Source organism: Psychrobacter sp. AOP7-B1-25 (genome assembly GCF_052376195.1).
Lineage (GTDB): Bacteria > Pseudomonadota > Gammaproteobacteria > Pseudomonadales > Moraxellaceae > Psychrobacter.
The window spans coordinates 551,346-570,861 of the sequence record NZ_JBQSVK010000001.1; the positions used below are offsets into that span (position 1 = coordinate 551,346).

Annotated in this window: 15 protein-coding genes; 8 read left to right on the top strand and 7 right to left on the bottom strand. The window is 41.6% G+C overall.

What is annotated here, in order from left to right; genetic code table 11:
• The first annotated feature begins 113 nt into the window (after positions 1 to 113).
• The 4 genes from ACT3QR_RS02190 to ACT3QR_RS02205 all read left to right on the top strand — a co-directional run bounded on the left by ACT3QR_RS02190 (position 114) and on the right by ACT3QR_RS02205 (position 4,572).
• Positions 114 to 1,364: an acyl-CoA dehydrogenase family protein gene (locus ACT3QR_RS02190; RefSeq protein ID WP_444519850.1), complete on the top strand. Its 1,251-nt coding sequence runs from the start codon at positions 114 to 116 to the stop codon at positions 1,362 to 1,364.
• Positions 1,365 to 1,531: 167 nt separating this feature from the next.
• Positions 1,532 to 2,776 carry a phosphotransferase family protein gene (locus ACT3QR_RS02195; protein ID WP_444519748.1) on the top strand — a complete coding sequence of 415 codons (1,245 nt, stop codon included), beginning with the start codon at positions 1,532 to 1,534 and terminating at the stop codon, positions 2,774 to 2,776.
• A gap of 48 nt (positions 2,777 to 2,824) precedes the next feature.
• Positions 2,825 to 3,589 carry a histidine phosphatase family protein gene (locus tag ACT3QR_RS02200; RefSeq protein ID WP_444519749.1) on the top strand — a complete coding sequence of 255 codons (765 nt, stop codon included), beginning with the start codon at positions 2,825 to 2,827 and terminating at the stop codon, positions 3,587 to 3,589.
• Positions 3,590 to 3,699: 110 nt separating this feature from the next.
• A complete protein-coding gene (locus tag ACT3QR_RS02205) occupies positions 3,700 to 4,572 on the top strand; it encodes an SDR family oxidoreductase (protein ID WP_444519750.1) in 873 nt (290 codons plus the stop codon).
• A 100-nt stretch (positions 4,573 to 4,672) separates the two neighbouring features.
• Here the strand turns inward: ACT3QR_RS02205 and ACT3QR_RS02210 are convergent, their stop codons facing one another.
• From ACT3QR_RS02210 to ACT3QR_RS02230, 5 genes are all read right to left on the bottom strand, one after another.
• On the bottom strand, positions 4,673 to 6,373 hold the full coding sequence (locus ACT3QR_RS02210) for an AMP-binding protein (RefSeq protein WP_444519751.1): 1,701 nt from the start codon (positions 6,371 to 6,373) through the stop codon (positions 4,673 to 4,675).
• Between the two features lie 616 nt (positions 6,374 to 6,989).
• Entirely contained in the window at positions 6,990 to 8,687 is a 1,698-nt protein-coding gene (locus ACT3QR_RS02215; protein ID WP_444519752.1) for an AMP-binding protein, read from the bottom strand.
• A 442-nt stretch (positions 8,688 to 9,129) separates the two neighbouring features.
• Positions 9,130 to 9,906 (bottom strand): ABC transporter permease, encoded by a 777-nt coding sequence (locus tag ACT3QR_RS02220; RefSeq protein WP_444519753.1) that lies wholly within the window; start codon positions 9,904 to 9,906, stop codon positions 9,130 to 9,132.
• Between the two features lie 146 nt (positions 9,907 to 10,052).
• On the bottom strand, positions 10,053 to 10,892 hold the full coding sequence (locus ACT3QR_RS02225) for an ABC transporter ATP-binding protein (RefSeq protein ID WP_444519754.1): 840 nt from the start codon (positions 10,890 to 10,892) through the stop codon (positions 10,053 to 10,055).
• Between the two features lie 12 nt (positions 10,893 to 10,904).
• Entirely contained in the window at positions 10,905 to 11,483 is a 579-nt protein-coding gene (locus tag ACT3QR_RS02230) for a hotdog domain-containing protein (protein ID WP_444519755.1), read from the bottom strand.
• A 207-nt stretch (positions 11,484 to 11,690) separates the two neighbouring features.
• Here ACT3QR_RS02230 and xthA point away from each other — a divergent pair, with 207 nt between their 5' ends.
• From xthA to ACT3QR_RS02245, 3 genes are all read left to right on the top strand, one after another.
• Positions 11,691 to 12,515 (top strand): exodeoxyribonuclease III, encoded by an 825-nt coding sequence (gene xthA, locus ACT3QR_RS02235; RefSeq protein WP_444519756.1) that lies wholly within the window; start codon positions 11,691 to 11,693, stop codon positions 12,513 to 12,515.
• A 190-nt stretch (positions 12,516 to 12,705) separates the two neighbouring features.
• Complete coding sequence (gene argJ / locus ACT3QR_RS02240; RefSeq protein ID WP_444519757.1) at positions 12,706 to 13,929, top strand: bifunctional glutamate N-acetyltransferase/amino-acid acetyltransferase ArgJ; 1,224 nt, start codon at positions 12,706 to 12,708, stop codon at positions 13,927 to 13,929.
• A gap of 324 nt (positions 13,930 to 14,253) precedes the next feature.
• Complete coding sequence (locus ACT3QR_RS02245; RefSeq protein WP_444519758.1) at positions 14,254 to 14,652, top strand: DUF4377 domain-containing protein; 399 nt, start codon at positions 14,254 to 14,256, stop codon at positions 14,650 to 14,652.
• A 102-nt stretch (positions 14,653 to 14,754) separates the two neighbouring features.
• On the opposite strand, the gene ACT3QR_RS02250 is transcribed toward ACT3QR_RS02245, so the two are convergent.
• Entirely contained in the window at positions 14,755 to 16,188 is a 1,434-nt protein-coding gene (locus tag ACT3QR_RS02250; RefSeq protein ID WP_444519759.1) for an L-serine ammonia-lyase, read from the bottom strand.
• 493 nt (positions 16,189 to 16,681) lie between these two features.
• Between ACT3QR_RS02250 and ACT3QR_RS02255 the strand changes: the two genes are divergently transcribed.
• Positions 16,682 to 18,106, top strand: a complete 1,425-nt coding sequence (locus ACT3QR_RS02255; RefSeq protein ID WP_444519760.1) for a solute carrier family 23 protein — start codon at positions 16,682 to 16,684, stop codon at positions 18,104 to 18,106.
• 145 nt (positions 18,107 to 18,251) lie between these two features.
• On the opposite strand, the gene ACT3QR_RS02260 is transcribed toward ACT3QR_RS02255, so the two are convergent.
• Positions 18,252 to 19,184, bottom strand: coding sequence for a DMT family transporter (locus tag ACT3QR_RS02260; RefSeq protein WP_444519761.1), 933 nt, complete (start codon positions 19,182 to 19,184; stop codon positions 18,252 to 18,254).
• Between the last annotated feature and the right edge of the window lie 332 nt (positions 19,185 to 19,516).

The following is a 19,516-nucleotide window of genomic DNA, read 5'->3' on the forward strand; positions in this document are numbered from 1 at the left end:
CGGAAAACAGTATACGTGCGTGCACTAAAGTTCTCATGGAACTTTTATTAACACATGATTTAGACAATCAATTAATAAAGAAAAGGAAGTCATTTATGTCTAACGACAATTTAATGTTTACCGCAACAGAACATGGTCAAGCCATGCATGCCAAAGTCAAAGCATTCATCGAAACGCACATTGAACCCATCGAAGCGCAGTTTTGGGAAGAATGTCACAAAAAAAATCCTGATGGCAACTGGGAAAACTGGGAATGGCCAGAAGCCTACGAAAATCTACGTAAGCAAGCTCGTGAAGAGGGCCTGTGGAATTTATTCTTACCTGATGACACGTTAGGTGCAGGACTGTCAGTTACTGATTATGCGCCTATCGCAGAGTTGACTGGTCGCAGTTTACTTGCACCACATGTATTCAACTGCAATGCACCTGATAGTGGCAATATGGAACTGCTATGGCGTTATGGCTCTCAAGAACAGCAAGAAAAATGGCTGACTCCGCTATTGTCAGGCGAAACACGCTCTGTGTTTTGTATGACTGAGCCTGATGTGGCCTCTAGTGATGCGACCAACATGCAAGCAACCGCTGTCGTCGAGGGTGATGAGATTGTAATCAATGGTAGCAAGTGGTGGTCATCTGGTCTTGGTGATCCAGCAGTTGATGTTTTGATTGTGATGGCATATACCGCAGATGAAAGTGCAGACCGTCATCATCAGCACTCTATGGTACTTGTGCCAGTTAAAACCGCAGGGGTGAAAATCAAGCGCATGCTCAAAGTCTTTGGTGATTATGATGCACCGCATGGACATGGTGAAATTAGCTTTGAGAATGTCCGTGTGCCAGTTAGTCACTTTATTGGTGGACCTGGTATGGGCTTTGAGATCGCGCAAGGTCGCTTAGGGCCAGGACGTATTCATCATTGCATGCGTTGTATTGGTGCTGCCGAAAAATCCATGGAGCTGGCAGTAAATCGCGGGATGTCACGTACCGCATTTGGCAAGCCGCTACTGCAATTGGGTGGTAACTTTGAGCGTATCAGCGAGGCCCGTATCAAAATTGATCAAGCCCGCTTGCTAACACTGTATGCAGCACAAAAAATGGATGCTCAAGGCACCAAAAAAGCACTAACTGAAATCTCAGCCATTAAAGTAGTGGCGCCAACTGTATTGCAAGAAGTAGTAGATATGGCTATCCAAATCCATGGTGGAATGGGTGTATGTCAAGACACGATGTTGCCAGGGTTTTACGCCCAAGCACGTGTGTTACGTTTAGCAGATGGTCCTGATGAAGTACATAAAACAATGATTGCCAAGCTAGAGTTAAAGCGTCAAGGTTTTAGTCGTCCTACTAAATCTGATAAAGCTTAATTCTGATAAACAGTTGTGTGAGTCGATTTTGATTTGCTCACACAACTGTTATTAAGAATATGCCAATTGTAATACCAATTGAAAATTCACTATTATCAATTTAGTAGTGAATTTTTATCACTCATATCTGTTATAAAAATAAATAATCACATGATAAGGAATGTCTCATGGCAACTGATAATAAAGTACTAGACAAAGGCGGTGCCGTACGAGAGGGCGAAGAGCTTGATGCCAAAGCAATTAGTGAATGGCTTCGCGCTCAAGGTGTCGACGTAGTAGGCGAGCCTACTGTTACTCAGTTTTCGGGCGGTGCATCAAACTGGACGTATCGATTACAGTATGAAGGTGAAGACAAAAACCAAGATCTCATATTACGTCGTCCACCAAAGGGCACGAAAGCAAAATCTGCACATGACATGGTACGCGAATACACTGTCCAAAAGGCGTTGAAAGATGCCTATCCTTATGTGCCTGAAATGATTGCACTATGTACGGATGAAACTGTTATCGGCGCTGATTTTTATGTGATGGAGCGGATGGAAGGTATTATCCCTCGTGCAGAATTGCCGGAAGGTATCGATCTAAATCCTAAGCAAACGCGTCTGCTTTGTACCAACGTACTAGACGCTTTGGTAGAGTTACATCAGATAGATTATACCGAGCATCCTGATTTGGTTAGTTTGGGTCGCGGTGAAGGCTACTGCGAACGTCAAATTAGTGGCTGGGACAGACGTTATGTTAAGGCTAAGACGCCTAACGTACCAAGCTTTGCACTAGTTAGACAATGGCTTGCTAAACACACGCCTGCGGATAGCAAAACTTGTATCATTCATAATGATTGGCGCTTTGACAATGTCATACTCGATGCAGACGAGCCGACTAAAGTTATTGGTGTGCTTGACTGGGAGATGGCAACGCTTGGCGATCCGTTGATGGACTTGGGTAGTGCATTGGCCTATTGGATCGAAGAAGATGACAATATCATCATGCAGCAGTTCCGTCGCCAGCCAACACATTTAGAAGGCATGATGACACGTGATGAAGTGGTTGATTACTATCTAAAAAAGTCTGGTTTAGAGATAGATAACTGGACCTTTTATGAGGTATTCGGCTTGTTCCGCCTATCAGGTATCATTCAGCAAATCTACTATCGCTATTATCATAAGCAAACCACCAATCCAACATTCAAAAACGCATGGCTTGCTATCCATGTCATGCATGCCAAGTGTCTAAAACTTATTGCTCAATACGAAGGTGAGACGCTATTCAATGCGCATGTTCAGCCGCATTTAGCAGACATAGGCGTAGATGCTGCTGCTATTGAGCAGTTGCCAAACCCTGTTCAAACAGTTGTCAAAAGTATTTTACCAAAAGGCTATTTTGCAAAAGCACCTGACTCTCCTGAAGTGTAAGCACTCAGCAAATCGTACTTTAGCAAATATGATAAAAGGTAATAATTTATGACAACCATACTTTTAGCACGTCATGGCCAAGCGTCTTTTGGACAAGAAAACTATGACCAGCTCTCAGAGCTAGGCACTATACAGGCGAAAATGCTGGGTCAGCACTATGCAGCCACGCAGCGGCGTATTGATGCCATATTTACTGGTAGGTTGGTACGGCAGCAAGATTCAGCTCGTCATTTTTGGGAGAGCTATCAGTCGTCTGTACATAGCCATGATAGTGATGGCACGCTTAAGGCGTCCGCAATCAATTTTGATCAACCTGATAGCTATATTTTACCGCAGTTTGATGAGTTTAATCACAAAGACGTGTTTATTAAGTCAGCAGAGGCATCGGGTAGTCGATCTGATATTTCAGCTGAAATCGCCAAAGCAGAATCGCCCGCCACGCGATTGGCTGAGCTATTTGATAAAGCGATGCAACGCTGGCATGGTGGTGACAATGATCAAGACTATCTTGAAAGTTGGCCGCAGTTTAATAATCGTGCACAGCAAGCACTTGAACAAGTACGTACAAAAGTAGCAAGCATGAGCGTGGATCAGAACAGTACCGTGCTTGTATTTACGTCAGGCGGCGTCATTGCAGCAATTACTGCACAGTTACTGCGACAAGGTAGTCAGACAGCTTATCAACTGAATAAAAGTTTGGTCAATACTGGTGTGACTTCTATTACTTTAAAGAACCAAAGTTCTCGCTTGTTATCTTTGAATGAGTACAGTCATTTGTTCTCTGATGGAAAACCGTTCGTCACATGGCGATAAATCTGCGCATTATTTTGTGAATAGTATAGTGTTGTATAAACTCCATACACGTTTATACTAAAGAAATACCAATTCGTTTCTGTGCAATATCGACATACAAAGGACCGTGCATGCAAAACAAACTAGTAAAGTTGGTCGCTAACAATGCTCGCCATCGTAAAAATCAGATAGTAAGCGCCGTTCGGCCTTCAAGTTATCTAAAAGATTTGAACAAGCAGCAAATAGGCAAAGGTAAAACGGTGCTTATTACAGGTGCTAGTTCAGGTCTAGGCGAGGGGATGGCGAAGCTTTTCGCCAAACTAGGATATAACTTAGCGATATGTGCGCGTCGTATTGATCGTTTGGAACATCTAAAGTCAGAACTGATGGACAAATATCCTGATATCCGAGTCGAATGCCGAACATTAGATGTCAGTGACTATGATGCGATCTTTGAAGTGTTTGATGCATTTACTACTGACTTTGGTCATATCGATAGAGTGATTGTAAATGCTGGTGTTGGCGAAAGTCGTCGAATCGGCAAAGGTCGCTTTGAGACTAACCGACGTACTGTTGAAATTAACTTCATCTCAGCATTAGCACAGTGTGAAGCCGCCATGAATATTTTTCGGACGCAAAATAGTGGTCATCTAGTGGTGATATCAAGCATGTCAGCCGTTCGTGGTATGCCCAAACATCTAACAGCTTATGGTGCTAGTAAAGCTGGCTTGGCGCATTTGGCAGAAGGTATTCGGGCTGATATGCTATTAACCAAGTTACCGATTAAAGTATCCACCATTTATCCAGGCTATATTCGTACTGAAATCAATGAAAATGCCAAACCATTACCGTTCGAAGTAGATACTGATACAGGAACTAAGGCTATCGTTACGGCGATTGAAGTGGGTGTAGATGAGGCCTATGTACCTAGTCTACCATGGTCTATTGTAGGTAAGGCAATGAAGTATATGCCATTGCAAGTGATCAACAAAGCAAATAAGTAGCTATGTAGAAGTCAAAAAAAGCCCTCTACCTACTAAGTAGAGGGCTTTTTTATATTTTGATTTTTTAATTATGTAGTGCCTAGTTATGTAGTGCTTAAGATCAGAGCGTTTGAGGGTTATCAGACATATGCTGTTCACGTAATTTTTGGCGCAGCACTTTACCAACATTACTTTTCGGCAATTCACTGACAAATTCAATATGGCGTGGGCATTTGTAACCCGTTAAGTTGTCTAGTGCGAAATCTTTAATAACTTCTTTAGTGACATTGTTATCAGCAGGCACAATGTAAATTTTGACGGCTTCACCTTGATGTGCATCAGGAATGCCAATCACTGCGCAATCGACGATACCATTACAGTCGAGCATGACTGATTCAATTTCATTCGGGAATACATTAAAACCTGATACTAAGATCATGTCTTTTTTACGGTCTAGTAAGGTAATATAACCTTTTTCGTCCATGCTAATAATATCACCTGTACGGAAATAACCATCGCTGGTGAAATCATTAGTATTATCTTTATTAAAGTACCCAGATGTAATGTTAGGGCCTTTAATGCACATCTCGCCCGCTTGGTTTAGACCCACACGTTCGCCGTTATCATCTACTACAATAATATCAACACTAGGAACAGGTATACCAATCGTGCCGTTAAACTTGCGGTCAGTGATAACGTTAGCAGTACCTGCTGCGACACCCTCGGTCATACCCCAACCTTCAACCATAGGGCAACCAGTTACTTCTAACCAACGTGCTGCTGTTTGTTCGGTTGCAGCCATACCACCAGCTTGAGTGATACGCAATGAACTAAAGTCTAAGTTTTTAAAGTTTGGCTGATCAAGTAATCCCTTGAATAGTGTGTTGACCGCAGGGAAGATGTGGAACGGTTGCTTTGATAAAGTTTTGACAAACCCTGGCATATCACGCGGATTGGGTACCAGTATAAAGGTATAACCTGAACGCATACCGAGCAAGCTAAGCATAAAGGCAAAAATATGGTAGAGCGGTAAGGCCATTACCATGTTGATGTACACCTCATTGATACCTGAGGTCACAGGTCGATACCATGCTTCTGATTGCATAGCAGCAGCGACGACATTACGCTGAGACAAAACGGCACCTTTAGACAGTCCTGTAGTACCACCGGTATACTGTAAAATAGCTTTTTGTTGTAGGGTGGTTTTTGGTGCTTGAATGGGTAGGTTTTTCCCTTTTTTCAATACTTCAGGGAATTTAGTGACATTATATTTAGGATCGTTCAAGTTGTATTTCGGAACTAAGCGTTTGACCTGACGGATGACCGTATTGACCAAAATACCCTTTAGCCCCATCATATCGCCCATTTTTGACAGCACGATGCGTTTGATATTGGTCTCTTCAATGACTTGCTCTAGGGCTTGGGCAAAGTTATCAACAACAAAGATAACCTGAGCACCTGAGTCATTTAACTGGTGACGCAGCTCACGGCCTGTGTATAGTGGGTTCACAGGGGTGCATACGTAACCTGCTCGTAGGATACCAATCATAGTCGGCAGGTACTGGGGTACATTTGGCATCATTAGAGCAACGACACTACCTTTAGGCAAACCTTGAGCCTGCAACCATGCTGCTACTGCAAGTGAAGCATTATCAACATCACCATAAGTATGCGTAACACCCATACAGATAGTCATTGGATGCATACGGAAGCGGTTGAAACACTCTTCATATAATTCTATAAGGCTTTCGTACTGATCAGGATTAATTGTCTTAGGCACGTTTTCCGGGTATTGAGCGAGCCAAGGTTTATCTATTGTCATGATTAGCGTCCTTAAATATTCGTCATTTAAGGCTCTATAAAAAAGTAGTCACATCCATGTCAACAATTTAAATTACTGTTCCGTTAGCGATAAATTGTCGAGTGCTATCCTATATATTCACATACTGCTAAGATACGGGGCCTCTATAAAATTTTATTTAACCATAGAGCACAAATAGCTCAATAAATTAAACAGATCAATCAATGTTTTTGGTGATGAAAATAGCTACTAACAAATACTGCTAATCAATCGATATTAGCCATGATTATATAGGATTAAAATAGCAGAAAGTATAGTGACACATTTTGACGACACATTAACATAACTACAACTATTCTAGTTATTTTTATACAAGAACTTGATAGTTTACAGTTAAATTTGATAAATAAAATAATATATGTTGGATGATTAGACAATGACTCTAAAAGTAATCTACTTTACTATCAAATAATTAGTATAGGTTTTATTCAGAAAATCCCATATAAATATTCGTTGTAATAAGACAGCTCTAAAAATAAATAACAAAATATGAGTATAGGGAAAGAGTATCTTATAATTATTGTAAGATACTCTTAAATGAAAATATATTTATGCTTCCTAAGCAGTAGATGAGTATTTACATTTGAGGGTAGTCTGCTTTGTGTTTTTCACGCAATTTTTGACGTAGTACTTTACCAACATTACTTTTCGGCAGGTCGCTCACAAACTCAATGTGACGTGGGCATTTATAGCCAGTTAAATTATCTAATGCAAAATCTGTAACCACTTCTTTAGTAACATTATTATCTTTAGGGATCACATATATTTTAACGGTTTCACCTTGATGGCTATCAGGAATACCAATTACTGCACAGTCAAGAATGCCGTCACAGTCAAGCATCACAGATTCAATTTCGTTCGGGAAAACATTAAAACCTGATACTAGAATCATGTCTTTTTTACGGTCTAGCAGTTTAATGTATCCCTTGTCATCCATGCTGACGATGTCACCCGTACGGAAATAACCATCGCTAGTAAAATCAGCACTACTGTCTCTATTCAGGTATCCAGAAGTGACGTTAGGGCCTTTTATACACAGCTCGCCACCCTCGTTCAGTTCTACATGCCTGCCGTCTTCATCAATAATGATGACATCTACACCAGGTGCTGGCACTCCGATAGTACCGTTAAACTCACGATTTGTAATAACGTTGGCAGTACCGACGGCGACGCCTTCTGTCATGCCCCAACCTTCGATCATCGCACAGCCAGTCACCTCTAACCAGCGTTTCGCAGTCTGCTCAGTTGCAGCCATCCCACCAGCCTGTGAGATACGTAGAGAGCTGAAGTCTAAATTTTCAAAGTTTGGATTATCAAGCAATCCTTTGAAGAGCGTATTGACTGCAGGGAAGATATGGAATGGTTGCTTGGATAAAGTTTTGACAAATCCAGGAATATCGCGTGGATTGGGTACCAAAATAAAAGTATAGCCTGAGCGCATACCAAGTAGGCTGAGCATAAATGCGAAAATATGATAGAGCGGTAAGGCCATCACCATGTTGATATACACTTCATTAATTTCAGACGTGATAGGGCGGGTCCAAGCTTCTGATTGCATCGCTGCGGCCACAATATTACGTTGTGATAAAATGGCGCCTTTTGAGAGTCCTGTAGTACCACCTGTATATTGCAAAAATGCTTTGTGATCCAAAGACATGGTTGGCTGCTGAAAAGGTAAGTTTTTTCCTTTTTTCAGTACTTCAGGGAATTTGGTGACATTGTATTTAGGATCGTTCAGGTTATATTTCGGAACCAGACGTTTGACCTGACGAATAATCGTATTAACCAAAATACCTTTCAAACCCATCATATCACCCATCTTTGATAGGATGACGCGTTTGATAGCCGTTTCTTCAATGACTTGCTCAAGTGCTTGAGCAAAGTTATCGACTACAAAAATCGCTTGAGCACCAGAGTCATTGAGCTGATGACGTAGTTCTCGGCCAGTATATAGTGGGTTTACAGGGGTGCATACATAGCCTGCACGCAATATCCCAATCATAATAGGTAGGTACTGAGGTACATTTGGCATCATTAGAGCGACGACACTACCTCTTGGCAAGCCTTGAGCTTGTAACCATGCTGCTACTGCAAGTGAAGCATTATCAACGTCACCATAAGTATGGGTTACTCCCATACAAATGCTCATTGGATGCCCACGGAAGCGATCGAAACACTCTTCGTACAGCTCCATAATACTGCTATATCTATCAGGATTGATGGTTTTTGGCACGCCGGCTGGATATTGAGAGAGCCAAGGTTTGTTCGATATCATAGTTAGCATCCTTGCGATTTGATATAGGCTAAAGTAATTTAAGAGGGTAGTTGTCAGCTTATCAGTAGTACAAACCACTACTTGTTTTAAGCGGTATGTATCATAGTCAATAGCATCCTTGTCTATTGATTAACCGCGATTTTTTATCGCTGATATGTGCTTTATTCAATAATTATTTGGACAAAGCATCAAACAGAACAGAAGTTTTAGTAACAGCAGTAGTGTTTGTTCTAAAACTATTCATTTGTTTGTGACAACTCAGGTACCAAAAAAAACGATACATTTGAGCAATACATTAGCATGAATCAAGCTTAAAAAAATATTAGGAAGCAGTACTGAGCAGTACATATATTCTTATTAAAGAATTTAATATCTATAAAGCTCCAAAAACAAAGTAATATTCAAACGATGTAAGTAGGTTAATAGAGAACGAATATCAAAATTATTGCGGAAGAGAAAACTGCTCACGATTATTAAAAAACCGTCGATAGATAAGTAACGCACTAATAGTGCAGCCCAGTGTGCTGCTGGCACATATCAGGAACATAGTGACTATTTGGTAGCGTACGGCTTGAGTAGGATCAGCACCTGCTAGTATTTGACCAGTCATCATACCTGGTAAGCTAACGATACCGACGACTAGCATAGAGTTTAAAGTTGGAGTCATGCCATTAGTGATTGCTGCTTTTATTTGCTCATGGACGGCTTCGAATGGCTGAGCGGATAGACTGAGCATCATCTCTATACGTCCAGCTTGCTCATGAAAGGATTCGATCAATTGATTGCTCGTTAATGAGATGGCAGTCAGAGAGTTCCCTAGTATTAGACCCAATATAGGAATAATAAATTGCGGTGTATACCAAGGCTGAACATTCAAAATCGTGATAATTGCAATCGTCGTTACCAGTATTGCTGAGATACCGACTGCCAATAGCGTATCTGTCAGTAATCCTTTATAACTGCGCTTAACGCGATTTTTGGCGGCACTTCCTGCAATTAAAGTCATGACTGTCAAAATAAGCAATACTTCATACCATTGTTCACGTGCAAAAATCCACGCCAATATCAGTCCGATAAAGCTAAGCTGTATGATGGTACGAAGTGCCGCTATCAGAAGTGTTTTGCTTAGCTTTAAGCGTAATCGCCGAGAGATGAGGAGTACGATGATAATCAGACTGCTGGCAAGAGCGATATCACTATAAGTGAGAAATATTTGCATATCATTCGTACCACTCATATGAGCTTATTGTGGAAGTAGTTATAGTAATAATATAAGGGGAGGCATGAGGTTGCTAATGTGCCAAATTTTTTAGCAACTATACGAAGACTTAATCATTTGATTAAATATTCTTGTATAAAAGTTCTTCAAGAATCTGCGGTGAGTACACCTGCTTGCATATGCCAGTGTCTATCGGCCAAAGGCATAATGTCTTTTGTATCGTGAGTCACCCATAGTAGTGTGCGCTGTGCATCTGTATGCAACCAGTTGATGAGTAAGTTGACTAGTTGTGCTGAGGTGTCAATGTCCAAAGCAGCCGTTGGTTCATCTAGCAACAGAACCTGCGGGTTTAGTTGCAATAGACGTAGTGTATTGACCAGTTGGCGCTCGCCACCAGATAAATGCTTGGCGTCTTGTTGCAAAAAATCTGTGCTTCTATCCAAATGTTCAAGCTGAGCAACATGCCAGTCTCTATCAAAAGTTTGCGACTGATGAGCATGCAATTGATAAGGCATTTTTAAGTTTTCAAGGACACTACCGTCCAACAACTGCGGATGCTGAGCGAGTAGGGCAACGTGCTTGCGCCACAGTACAGGTGCAGTCTCATGAATATCGCGATAAGTATTACTCGGCTTATCATCACCGTGCAAACGAACAGTGCCGCTGTTCAATGGTAGTAATCCTGCTAATGCTCGCAGCAATACTGATTTACCGCTACCAGATGCTCCAGTCAAAACAGTGACTTGTCCTGACAATAGTGTGCCACTTGCCCCTCTTATTAGCGCTCGATCATGAGTTGGTAGTTCTTTATCCAGTGATGTGTTTGTGGCTAGTTTATTTGTCCACTTTTGATAAATGCTAGACGGTATAGAAGTTTTATTCGAGGCTTCTTTGCTATTCTTGATGCTATGAGTACTTATCGTTCGTCTGCTATGTACCCATAGATGATCAAATTTAAATAACACTCTATCCGTATCCATACTCATAGCGTTTCACTGTTAACCATTTACTTGCTCATCGATGGCCTGTTTGATCTTATCGTGCAGTTTTTTCGGTACACGAATAGGACGCATTGGTATAGTAGTCATTGCATTGTCTGATTCACCGTCTATTTTGTCATCAGCCATTGGCTCTGGTTTGACAAGGTTTTGCACGCAAGCAATAACGATTTTGGTGTTGCTTAGTAGCTGACTGTTGTCTGTTTCGGTAGATCCATGATTTGGTAAGTGGCGATGAATGCTTTGATAAAATATAATGCTGGCAGGTTTTAGCTCAACTTTATCAATACGTACACTAATCACCTCATCTAACAGAATCGCTCTTTTGTATTGTAAGTCTGCCTGACTCACGACAAAATGCTGCACGTCACCGCTGTCAGTTTGCAAAAAATACCCATTTAAACCTAGTTCAGTAAACCAGTCGCGTCGACAGTTTTCAAAAAATACCAAATGATTGGCGTGATAGACTATACCGCCAGCATCAGTATGGTTAATATAGACGTTGTAGTCTTTAGCAAATAACGGTTTGATATCATTATTTAGGGCTGATGTTTTATTTTTTTGCTCAGTTGTTGTCATAGCGATGCTCGATATTTTTGATAAATTTTGTTGAATAAAAGTGTTTCAGATAGACCAATAATAGATAGTGCTTATAATAAGAGTTACTCTAGCTCAAGATATCAGGCCGCGCAACCGCTAGAGCCGCTTACATTTGTTATCATAGTCGTTTATATTTCACCTTCTTATATGAGCGCTATATTCTAACCAATCAGTATAGGACAGTTTATGACCCGTTTTGTCAGTTTTAACATCAATGGTATCCGTGCACGTCAGCATCAGCTTGAGGCGGTGCGCGAGGTAATCGATCCTGATGTCATGGGCCTACAAGAAACCAAGGTTCATGATGATCAGTTTCCGCTTGGCAATATCGAAAGCCTAGGCTACCACGTAGAGTATTTTGGACAAAAAGGGCATTACGGCGTTGCACTATTATCAAAAGCTGCACCTGTGTTTGTACAAAAAGGTTTCCCTGGCGAAGATGAAGAAGCCCAAAAGCGCTTTATTCATGCACGCTATGAGTTTGAAGGTCGTGAAGTGGATGTACTCAATGGTTATTTCCCGCAAGGAGAGAGCCAAGATCACCCGACCAAATTTCCGATGAAGCGCGCTTATTATGCCAATTTGATGGCTTATATTGATACGTTAAAAGCGGAAGGCCGTTCGATTATTGTCATGGGTGATATGAATATTGCACCAGAAGATATCGATATTGGTATTGGAGAAGTTAATGCCAAACGCTGGTTAAAAAATAGAAAAACCTCATTTTTGCCAGAAGAGCGCGAATGGTACTCAGCATTGATGTCACGTGAGCTGACAGATACTTACCGACTTCACTATCCAGAGAGCGCCGAGTTATACAGTTGGTTTGATTATCGCAGTCGCGGCTTCAATGATGAACCTAAGCGCGGTTTGCGTATTGACCATATTCTATGTACATCAGACCTAATCGGTAAATGTATCGATGCTGGTATCAGTTATGAGCTTCGTGCTATGGAAAAACCGTCTGATCATGCACCGATTTGGTCAGCATTTGACTTAAATAAAGCGTAATACTCATATACCGTGATACCTATATGGTCAATCTTATGTAAACTAGGTACGACAATCAGCTTGCTCAGTTTACTAGTTATAGAGCTGAAGCCAGTTCTTTTGGTATCTGAATAGTTTTGAAATGGACTGTACTATTTATCACTTCGTATTCCGTTAATAACGATAAAAATTGAGAAATAAGGATTTTATTATGGCTGTTGGAAATGTATCAGTACCTGATGTTATCTATCCTATCGAGGGCATTAAGCTCAGTGCTACAGCGGCAGGTGTTCGTTATAAAGACCGCGATGATCTAGTCGTCATCGAAATATCTGATAAAGCCACTACTGCGGTTGTCACCACTAAAAACACCTTTTGCGCCGCACCAGTTCGAGTATTGCGTGAGCACTTTGCTAAGGTCAGTCCGCGCTATTTAATTACTAATACAGGTAATGCAAATGCAGGTACGGGTGCTGATGGCAAACGCCGTGCTATTGATATCTGTACAGCATTGGCTGAAAAGGCTGATGTAGATACCAATACGATATTGCCTTTTTCCACTGGCGTGATTGGTGAACCATTAAATAGTGATGCGGTCATTGCAGGTCTAGATGATGCATTGGCTAATCTAGCGACTGATAGCTGGCTGGCTGCTGCTAATGGCATTCGTACGACGGATACTATTCCCAAATTATCCAGCCAAAAAATTGATGTAGCAGGTACTAACTATCACATCACTGGTATGTCTAAAGGTTCAGGAATGATACGCCCAAATATGGCGACGATGCTGGGCTATGTGGCGACAGATGCTAATATCGCTGCTGATCTACTGCAAGAGATGCTAAGCGCTATCAACGAGCAGTCTTTCAACCGTATTACTGTTGATGGTGACACCTCAACCAATGATTGTTGTGTGTTGATTGCAACAGGTGCAGCTAGCTCAGATATGATCGACAGCCCAGAGCATCCACATTATCAGCCAGTATTTGATGCATTAGCCGACGTGTTTGTTCGTTTAGCACAATTGATTGTACGTGATGGCGAAGGCGCGACCAAATTCATGTCGGTCAAGGTGACTGGCGGTCAAATCACGCAAGAATGCTGCGATGTGGCTTATGCAGTCGCACATTCGCCCTTAGTAAAAACGGCATTTTTTGCCAGTGATGCTAACTGGGGACGTATATTAGCAGCAGTGGGTTATGCTGGTATCGAAGACCTAGACACAGAGCGAGTCGATGTGTACTTGGATGAAGTGATGATTTGCCAAAATGGCGGTGTCGCACCTGATTATACAGAAGAGGCGGGCAAGACCGTTATGAGTCGACCTGAAATTACCATACATATCGACCTTGCACGTGGTGATGCGAGCGATACTGTCTATACCTGCGATTTATCATATGATTACGTTAAAATAAACGCTGATTATCGTAGCTAGTAATTTTTAATAATACAAATTTTACGTAGTTATAGAAAAGCCAGAACAAATATTGTTCTGGCTTTTTAATGTCAAACATCTGCTCAGTAGCAAATCACTCTGTTATTTAATACGCTTTATTAACATCAGTTGCAAAAGCTGACGTTACTTTACAAAGCAGTCATAGAGAGCAAGACAAATTACGACCTATACTGGTTTCAGTAAATAGCAAACAGCCTTATTAGCTTTAACCAAAGTGAGATAAGGTGTTCAAAATAATAAGCTTGTTTAGACAACAGCGAACTAGTAATAAATAAGCAATAACAATTATCTGAGGATTGAATAATGAAAAAATTAGCACTTGCAGCACTGATGACGACTTTTGCACTTTCTGGTTGCTCTACTATGGGTATGGATAACGAGCGCACTATGGTTGTTGAAGGACAACCTATGAACGTCAAAGTAGTTAATATCCCAAGTTTCGAAGTAGAAGTTGCACCACGCAAAGCAGTATGTGACTTGACTGCCACTGATGGCAGCATGGTTGAATCACAGTGCCTACAATACCGTCAGACCTATCAGAAAAACTTCTCTACGTTAAATGGTAATATTCAAGGTTTCACCTATGAGCCGAACTACCGCTATGTTCTAGATGTACGCCAAGAAGCAATGACAGCAGAAGGCTCTGACGTAGTACAGCCAGTATGGATTCTAAACGAGGTGGTATCAAAAACTGCTGAATAATATTGACATTAATATGTAGCAAAATTAGTTATATATTACAAAAAGGCCTCTAATTCGTTAGAGGCCTTTTTGTTGTTACTAAGCTATTTTTTAAAAATGCAATTAACACTGACTGTAATTGACACTAACACCGCGCGTTGCCGTAGGGATTCTATTATCAGCATAGACAGCCAGACCGCCTCGTGCTGTTTCTTTATATTTATCAGACATATCTGCACCTGTCTGCTTCATGGTCTCTATCGCTTTGTCTAGAGATACGAAATGCTGACCATTACCTCTGCAGGCTAAGCGTGCTGCATTAATGGCTTTGACCGCGCCCATCGCATTACGTTCGATACACGGTACTTGAACCAAACCGCCAATAGGATCACAAGTAAGACCTAAGTTATGTTCGATGCTAATCTCTGCCGCGTTTAGGCATTTAGCTGGTGTACCATTCATAATTTCTGCTAGTGCAGAGCCTGCCATCGCGCATGCAGAACCCACCTCACCTTGGCAACCAACTTCAGCACCAGAAATTGAGGCATTTTGCTTGATAAGGCTACCGATAGCAGTAGCGTTTAGCAAAAATTTACGAACACCATCTTGGCTGTAGTTAGGCAAAAAGTCACGATAGTAATGAAGTACTGCCGGAATGATACCTGCTGCGCCGTTGGTTGGAGCCGTGACTACTTTACCACCATTGGCGTTTTCTTCATTGACAGCAAGCGCGTATAAATCGACCCAGTCCATAGCGGCTAATTTGTCATCCTTGGTGATAGGCTGATCTTTTTCAGCACACAGCTGCGTATGCAAATCTTGAGCACGGCGCTTTACATCTAAACCGCCTGGCAATATACCACCGTTTTCACAGCCTTGTTTGACGCAATCTTGCATTACTTCCCAAATGCTATCTAGGTAAGCAAACACTTCTTCTTTTGTATGAAAATGACATTCGTTTGCTAATACCAATTCGCTGATGCTCAAGTCATGTTCACGACACTGCTCTAGTAGCTCTGCTGCGTTATTGAACGGGTAGGGAACTCTATCGATGGTTGGACTAGCATGATCTTCGTCAGGGTTAGTCGCATCTTCTTCATTAATGACAAAGCCGCCACCGACTGAATAATAAGTCTGCTGATAGCGAGCACCTTCGGCCGAGATAGCGCGTAACGTCAATGCATTAGGGTGATAAGGCAGCACCGTATCGTCATACCAGTAGATATCTTGCTCTGTATCAAAATCAATCGTATGCGTACCTGATACATTGAGAATTTTGTCAGAAAAAATAGGGGACAGGTAGCTACTGGTCAAGCGTGTGTCTATCGTGCTAGGCGTATGTCCAAGCAGTCCTAATAGTATAGCTGTGTCTGTTGCATGACCTTTTCCGGTCGCTGCCAACGAGCCATACAACTCAATTTCAATGGTCTTAACGGCAGTTAGTTCTATCTGCTCAGTTAGTGAGGTCAAAAACAAGTTTGCAGCTACCATCGGTCCGACTGTATGCGAACTGGATGGGCCGACTCCGATTTTAAATAAGTCAAAAACACTAATCATAATAAGTCACCAAAAATTTAAGCGCTTTAGCATATTTTATTTATTGCATTGGGCACTTGTGTGAAAAATATAATAAACAGCCATCACGCCTAGTCACCGTTAGCAGGTGGGCGCGAGACACTATTTATAAAGGTAGTAAGGTAAATGAGCACAGAGAGCAGTTGAATAATAACTTTTATTTATTTTGAAACTCCGTTATCATGCTCGCAGTCAACAACTATGTAACATCCTGTAAGTTGGTTATCATCGTAAAATAAGACGAATTAAGAAAGACTGAGTTTTTTAGTCAGACGTATTCGGGTTCATACATTTAGCGAGATATGGTTATCATACCAAATAATACTTTTGGTTTGTCATATTAAAACATAAATGAATGAATTGGGATGACATATTATAGATAGAAAGACTTAAGGCTCTGCTATTTATTGATGTACTTATTTTATCAGTTATTCTAGCCTATTACTTTAGCTTAGCTCACATAGGACAAGCGCGCATGGCATCTCAAAAAGACCCTTCATCAGCTTCAGACAATAGCGCTCAAGATCTATCGACTCAAAATGCCTTGGAATCTGCAGGCATTGATTCAGCCGCTATCAATTATCCGCACAATCCAGACTTTGAAAATGGCCGTTGGTTTCCGACATGGCGTCCTTATAAGGGCGACTTAGACCGTGACCCAGTCGGTATCAATGACTACTTACCTCCGTCAAAGAGTGTATTGCTTGGTATACAGCATACATTTGCGATGTTTGGCGCAACCGTTCTTGCGCCTCTATTGATGGGGTTCGATCCTAACTTAGCCATCTTGATGTCTGGTATCTGTACAGTAATGTTCTTTATGATTACCGGTGGGCGCATGCCGAGCTACTTGGGATCAAGCTTTGCTTTTATTGGTCCAGTCATCGCGGTGACCGCTTATGCAGGTGCAGGTTTCAATGACAATCTAAATGTTGCGCTAGGCGGTATTATGGCCTGCGGAATTATTTATGCATTGATTGGTCTGCTAGTGATGAAGACGGGTACAGGTTGGATTGAGCGTTTGATGCCGCCGATCGTGACAGGTGCGATTGTCATGATTATCGGTCTTAACTTGGCGCCAGTAACCATTCAAGGTGTGTCTACCAATCAGTTTGATGCTTGGATGGCGACTTTGACTGTACTGCTCATTAGTGGAGTGGCGGTATTTACTCGTGGTATGTTGCGTCGTTTATTGTTACTCGTTGGTCTAGTGCTGTCGTACGTTGCTTATTTTGTCATGACCAATGTTTTAGGTTTTGGTACAGCGATTGACTTTAGCACGGTAGCCGCCGCTTCATGGTTTGGACTACCGAGCATCCATACTCCGCGCTTTGAGATGAGCGCCATTATCCTAATTGCGCCTGTAGCCTTTATTTTGGTCGCTGAGAACCTAGGGCATTTTAAAGCAGTAGAGGGTATGACCAAGTCTCGTGTGACGCCTTATATGGGTCGAGCATTTTTGGCCGATGGCTTAGCCACGACTTTTTCAGCAGGGTTTGGTGGTACAGGTGTTACCACTTATGCCGAAAATATTGGCGTCATGGCGGTTACCAAAGTCTATAGCACGACGATATTTGTCGTAGCAGGTTTGGTGGCTATCATATTGGGACTTTCACCAAAGTTTGGTGCTATCATTCAGACCATACCAGCAGCTCTACTAGGCGGTGCTTCTATCGTCGTCTTCGGTCTTATCACTGTTGCTGGAATAAAAATCTGGATCGATAGCCATATTGATTTTAGTAAAAACAGCAACCTAATCATCGCGGCAGTTACTGTCATTATGGGTACTGGTAACTTTAGCTTGCACTTAGGCGGTTTTGATTTAGGCGGTATTGGTACAGCTACTTTAGCAGCTATCGTGTTGAACGCGTTATTCAATAAAAGTTCTGAGGCTAAATAAATTTCATTAGATTGGAGCTTGAGTCTATCGAGTAAAAACAGCCAAAATATATCTCCTCTAATAAAAAGCGTCCATACTATCAATAGTATGGGCGCTTTTTATTAGCAGTTTGGAACAGCAATAGTAACGGATAACAGTGCCGGAATTATTTGTAGTCTCGCTTATAGAATCTGGAAAAAAACCGATAGCGGCGAAGCGCACGTGGTTTTGGTTTTAAAGAGCCTAAGTAAATAGCAAACATCGTTAATAGTGCGCCACTCCACTGTAAAGTGTTGATTGGCTTGTCCAGCCAGCTATAATCAATGACAAGGGCTGCAATAGGTTCAGTCAACAATAGCAATCCAGTCAGTGCTAGAGATAGCTTAGGAATAGAGTAGGCAATCAACCCCCATGCTAAGCACTGCATTACCGTACCATAGATAAGTACCCAGCCAATCTCAGACCACGTGTTTGGTAGGATATTGCCTGTATCAAATACAAACATCGGTATAATCATAGCTAAGACGCCGCCAACACTGATCAGCTGCATTAGCATAAATATAGGCGTCGGTTCAGTGTCATGCGTTTTACGGATAAATGTCATGGATGCAGCCAACATCCCTCCTGATACAATACCAGTGACAAATCCCAAAGTCGCAGCGGTGTTGTGTGCAAATTCAGGGCTGCCTATCATCGCCACGCCTATCATGGCTAAAAACAAACTAATAAGCTGCACGATAGACTGACGCTCATTGAAATACAAAAATCCAATCGCGGCCAAGAAGAATATTTGCAGACTGTTAAGCAGCGTCGAAATACCAGGCCCAACCGCATAAATACTCTCATGCCACAACGCCAAATCTAATCCTAAAAACGCCCCCGATAGTAGCGCATAACAAATGGCGCGTCTTGATTTGGGCATACGTTGGCCCATTATCTTAGCCAATATAGCAAATACAATACCAGAAACCGCCAATCGCCAAAATGACATGGCCCATCCGCCAATATCGACGTGAGCGACAATCAAACTACCCAATCCAAAAATGATACAACCAATGACTAAGCCAATAGGTGCAGATCGCGTTGAAGCAATAGCCATAATTTGTCCTTATAGTATTATTTTGAATAACAGCATTCTTATTATCATTGCCTTATGTCAGAACTTATGTTGACATAAAGCTATATTGTCGTGGTTTTGAGCGTGAAATGAAATGGCAAAATCATAATTTATTATGGTGAATGAAGAAACTATCGCTGTGAAAGAAATTGCTGAGAATGTTAGAAGGGATGTGGTAGCCAATGTGATTGATATAGCTAACTTTTTTAATTAACTTATAGTCGTTAAATAAAGGCGGTTATATCAAAGTATTTGTATCAGAGCATCAGTGTATGAGCGCTTAAAAAAGAAAAAAGTATGCAAATGACTTCTTT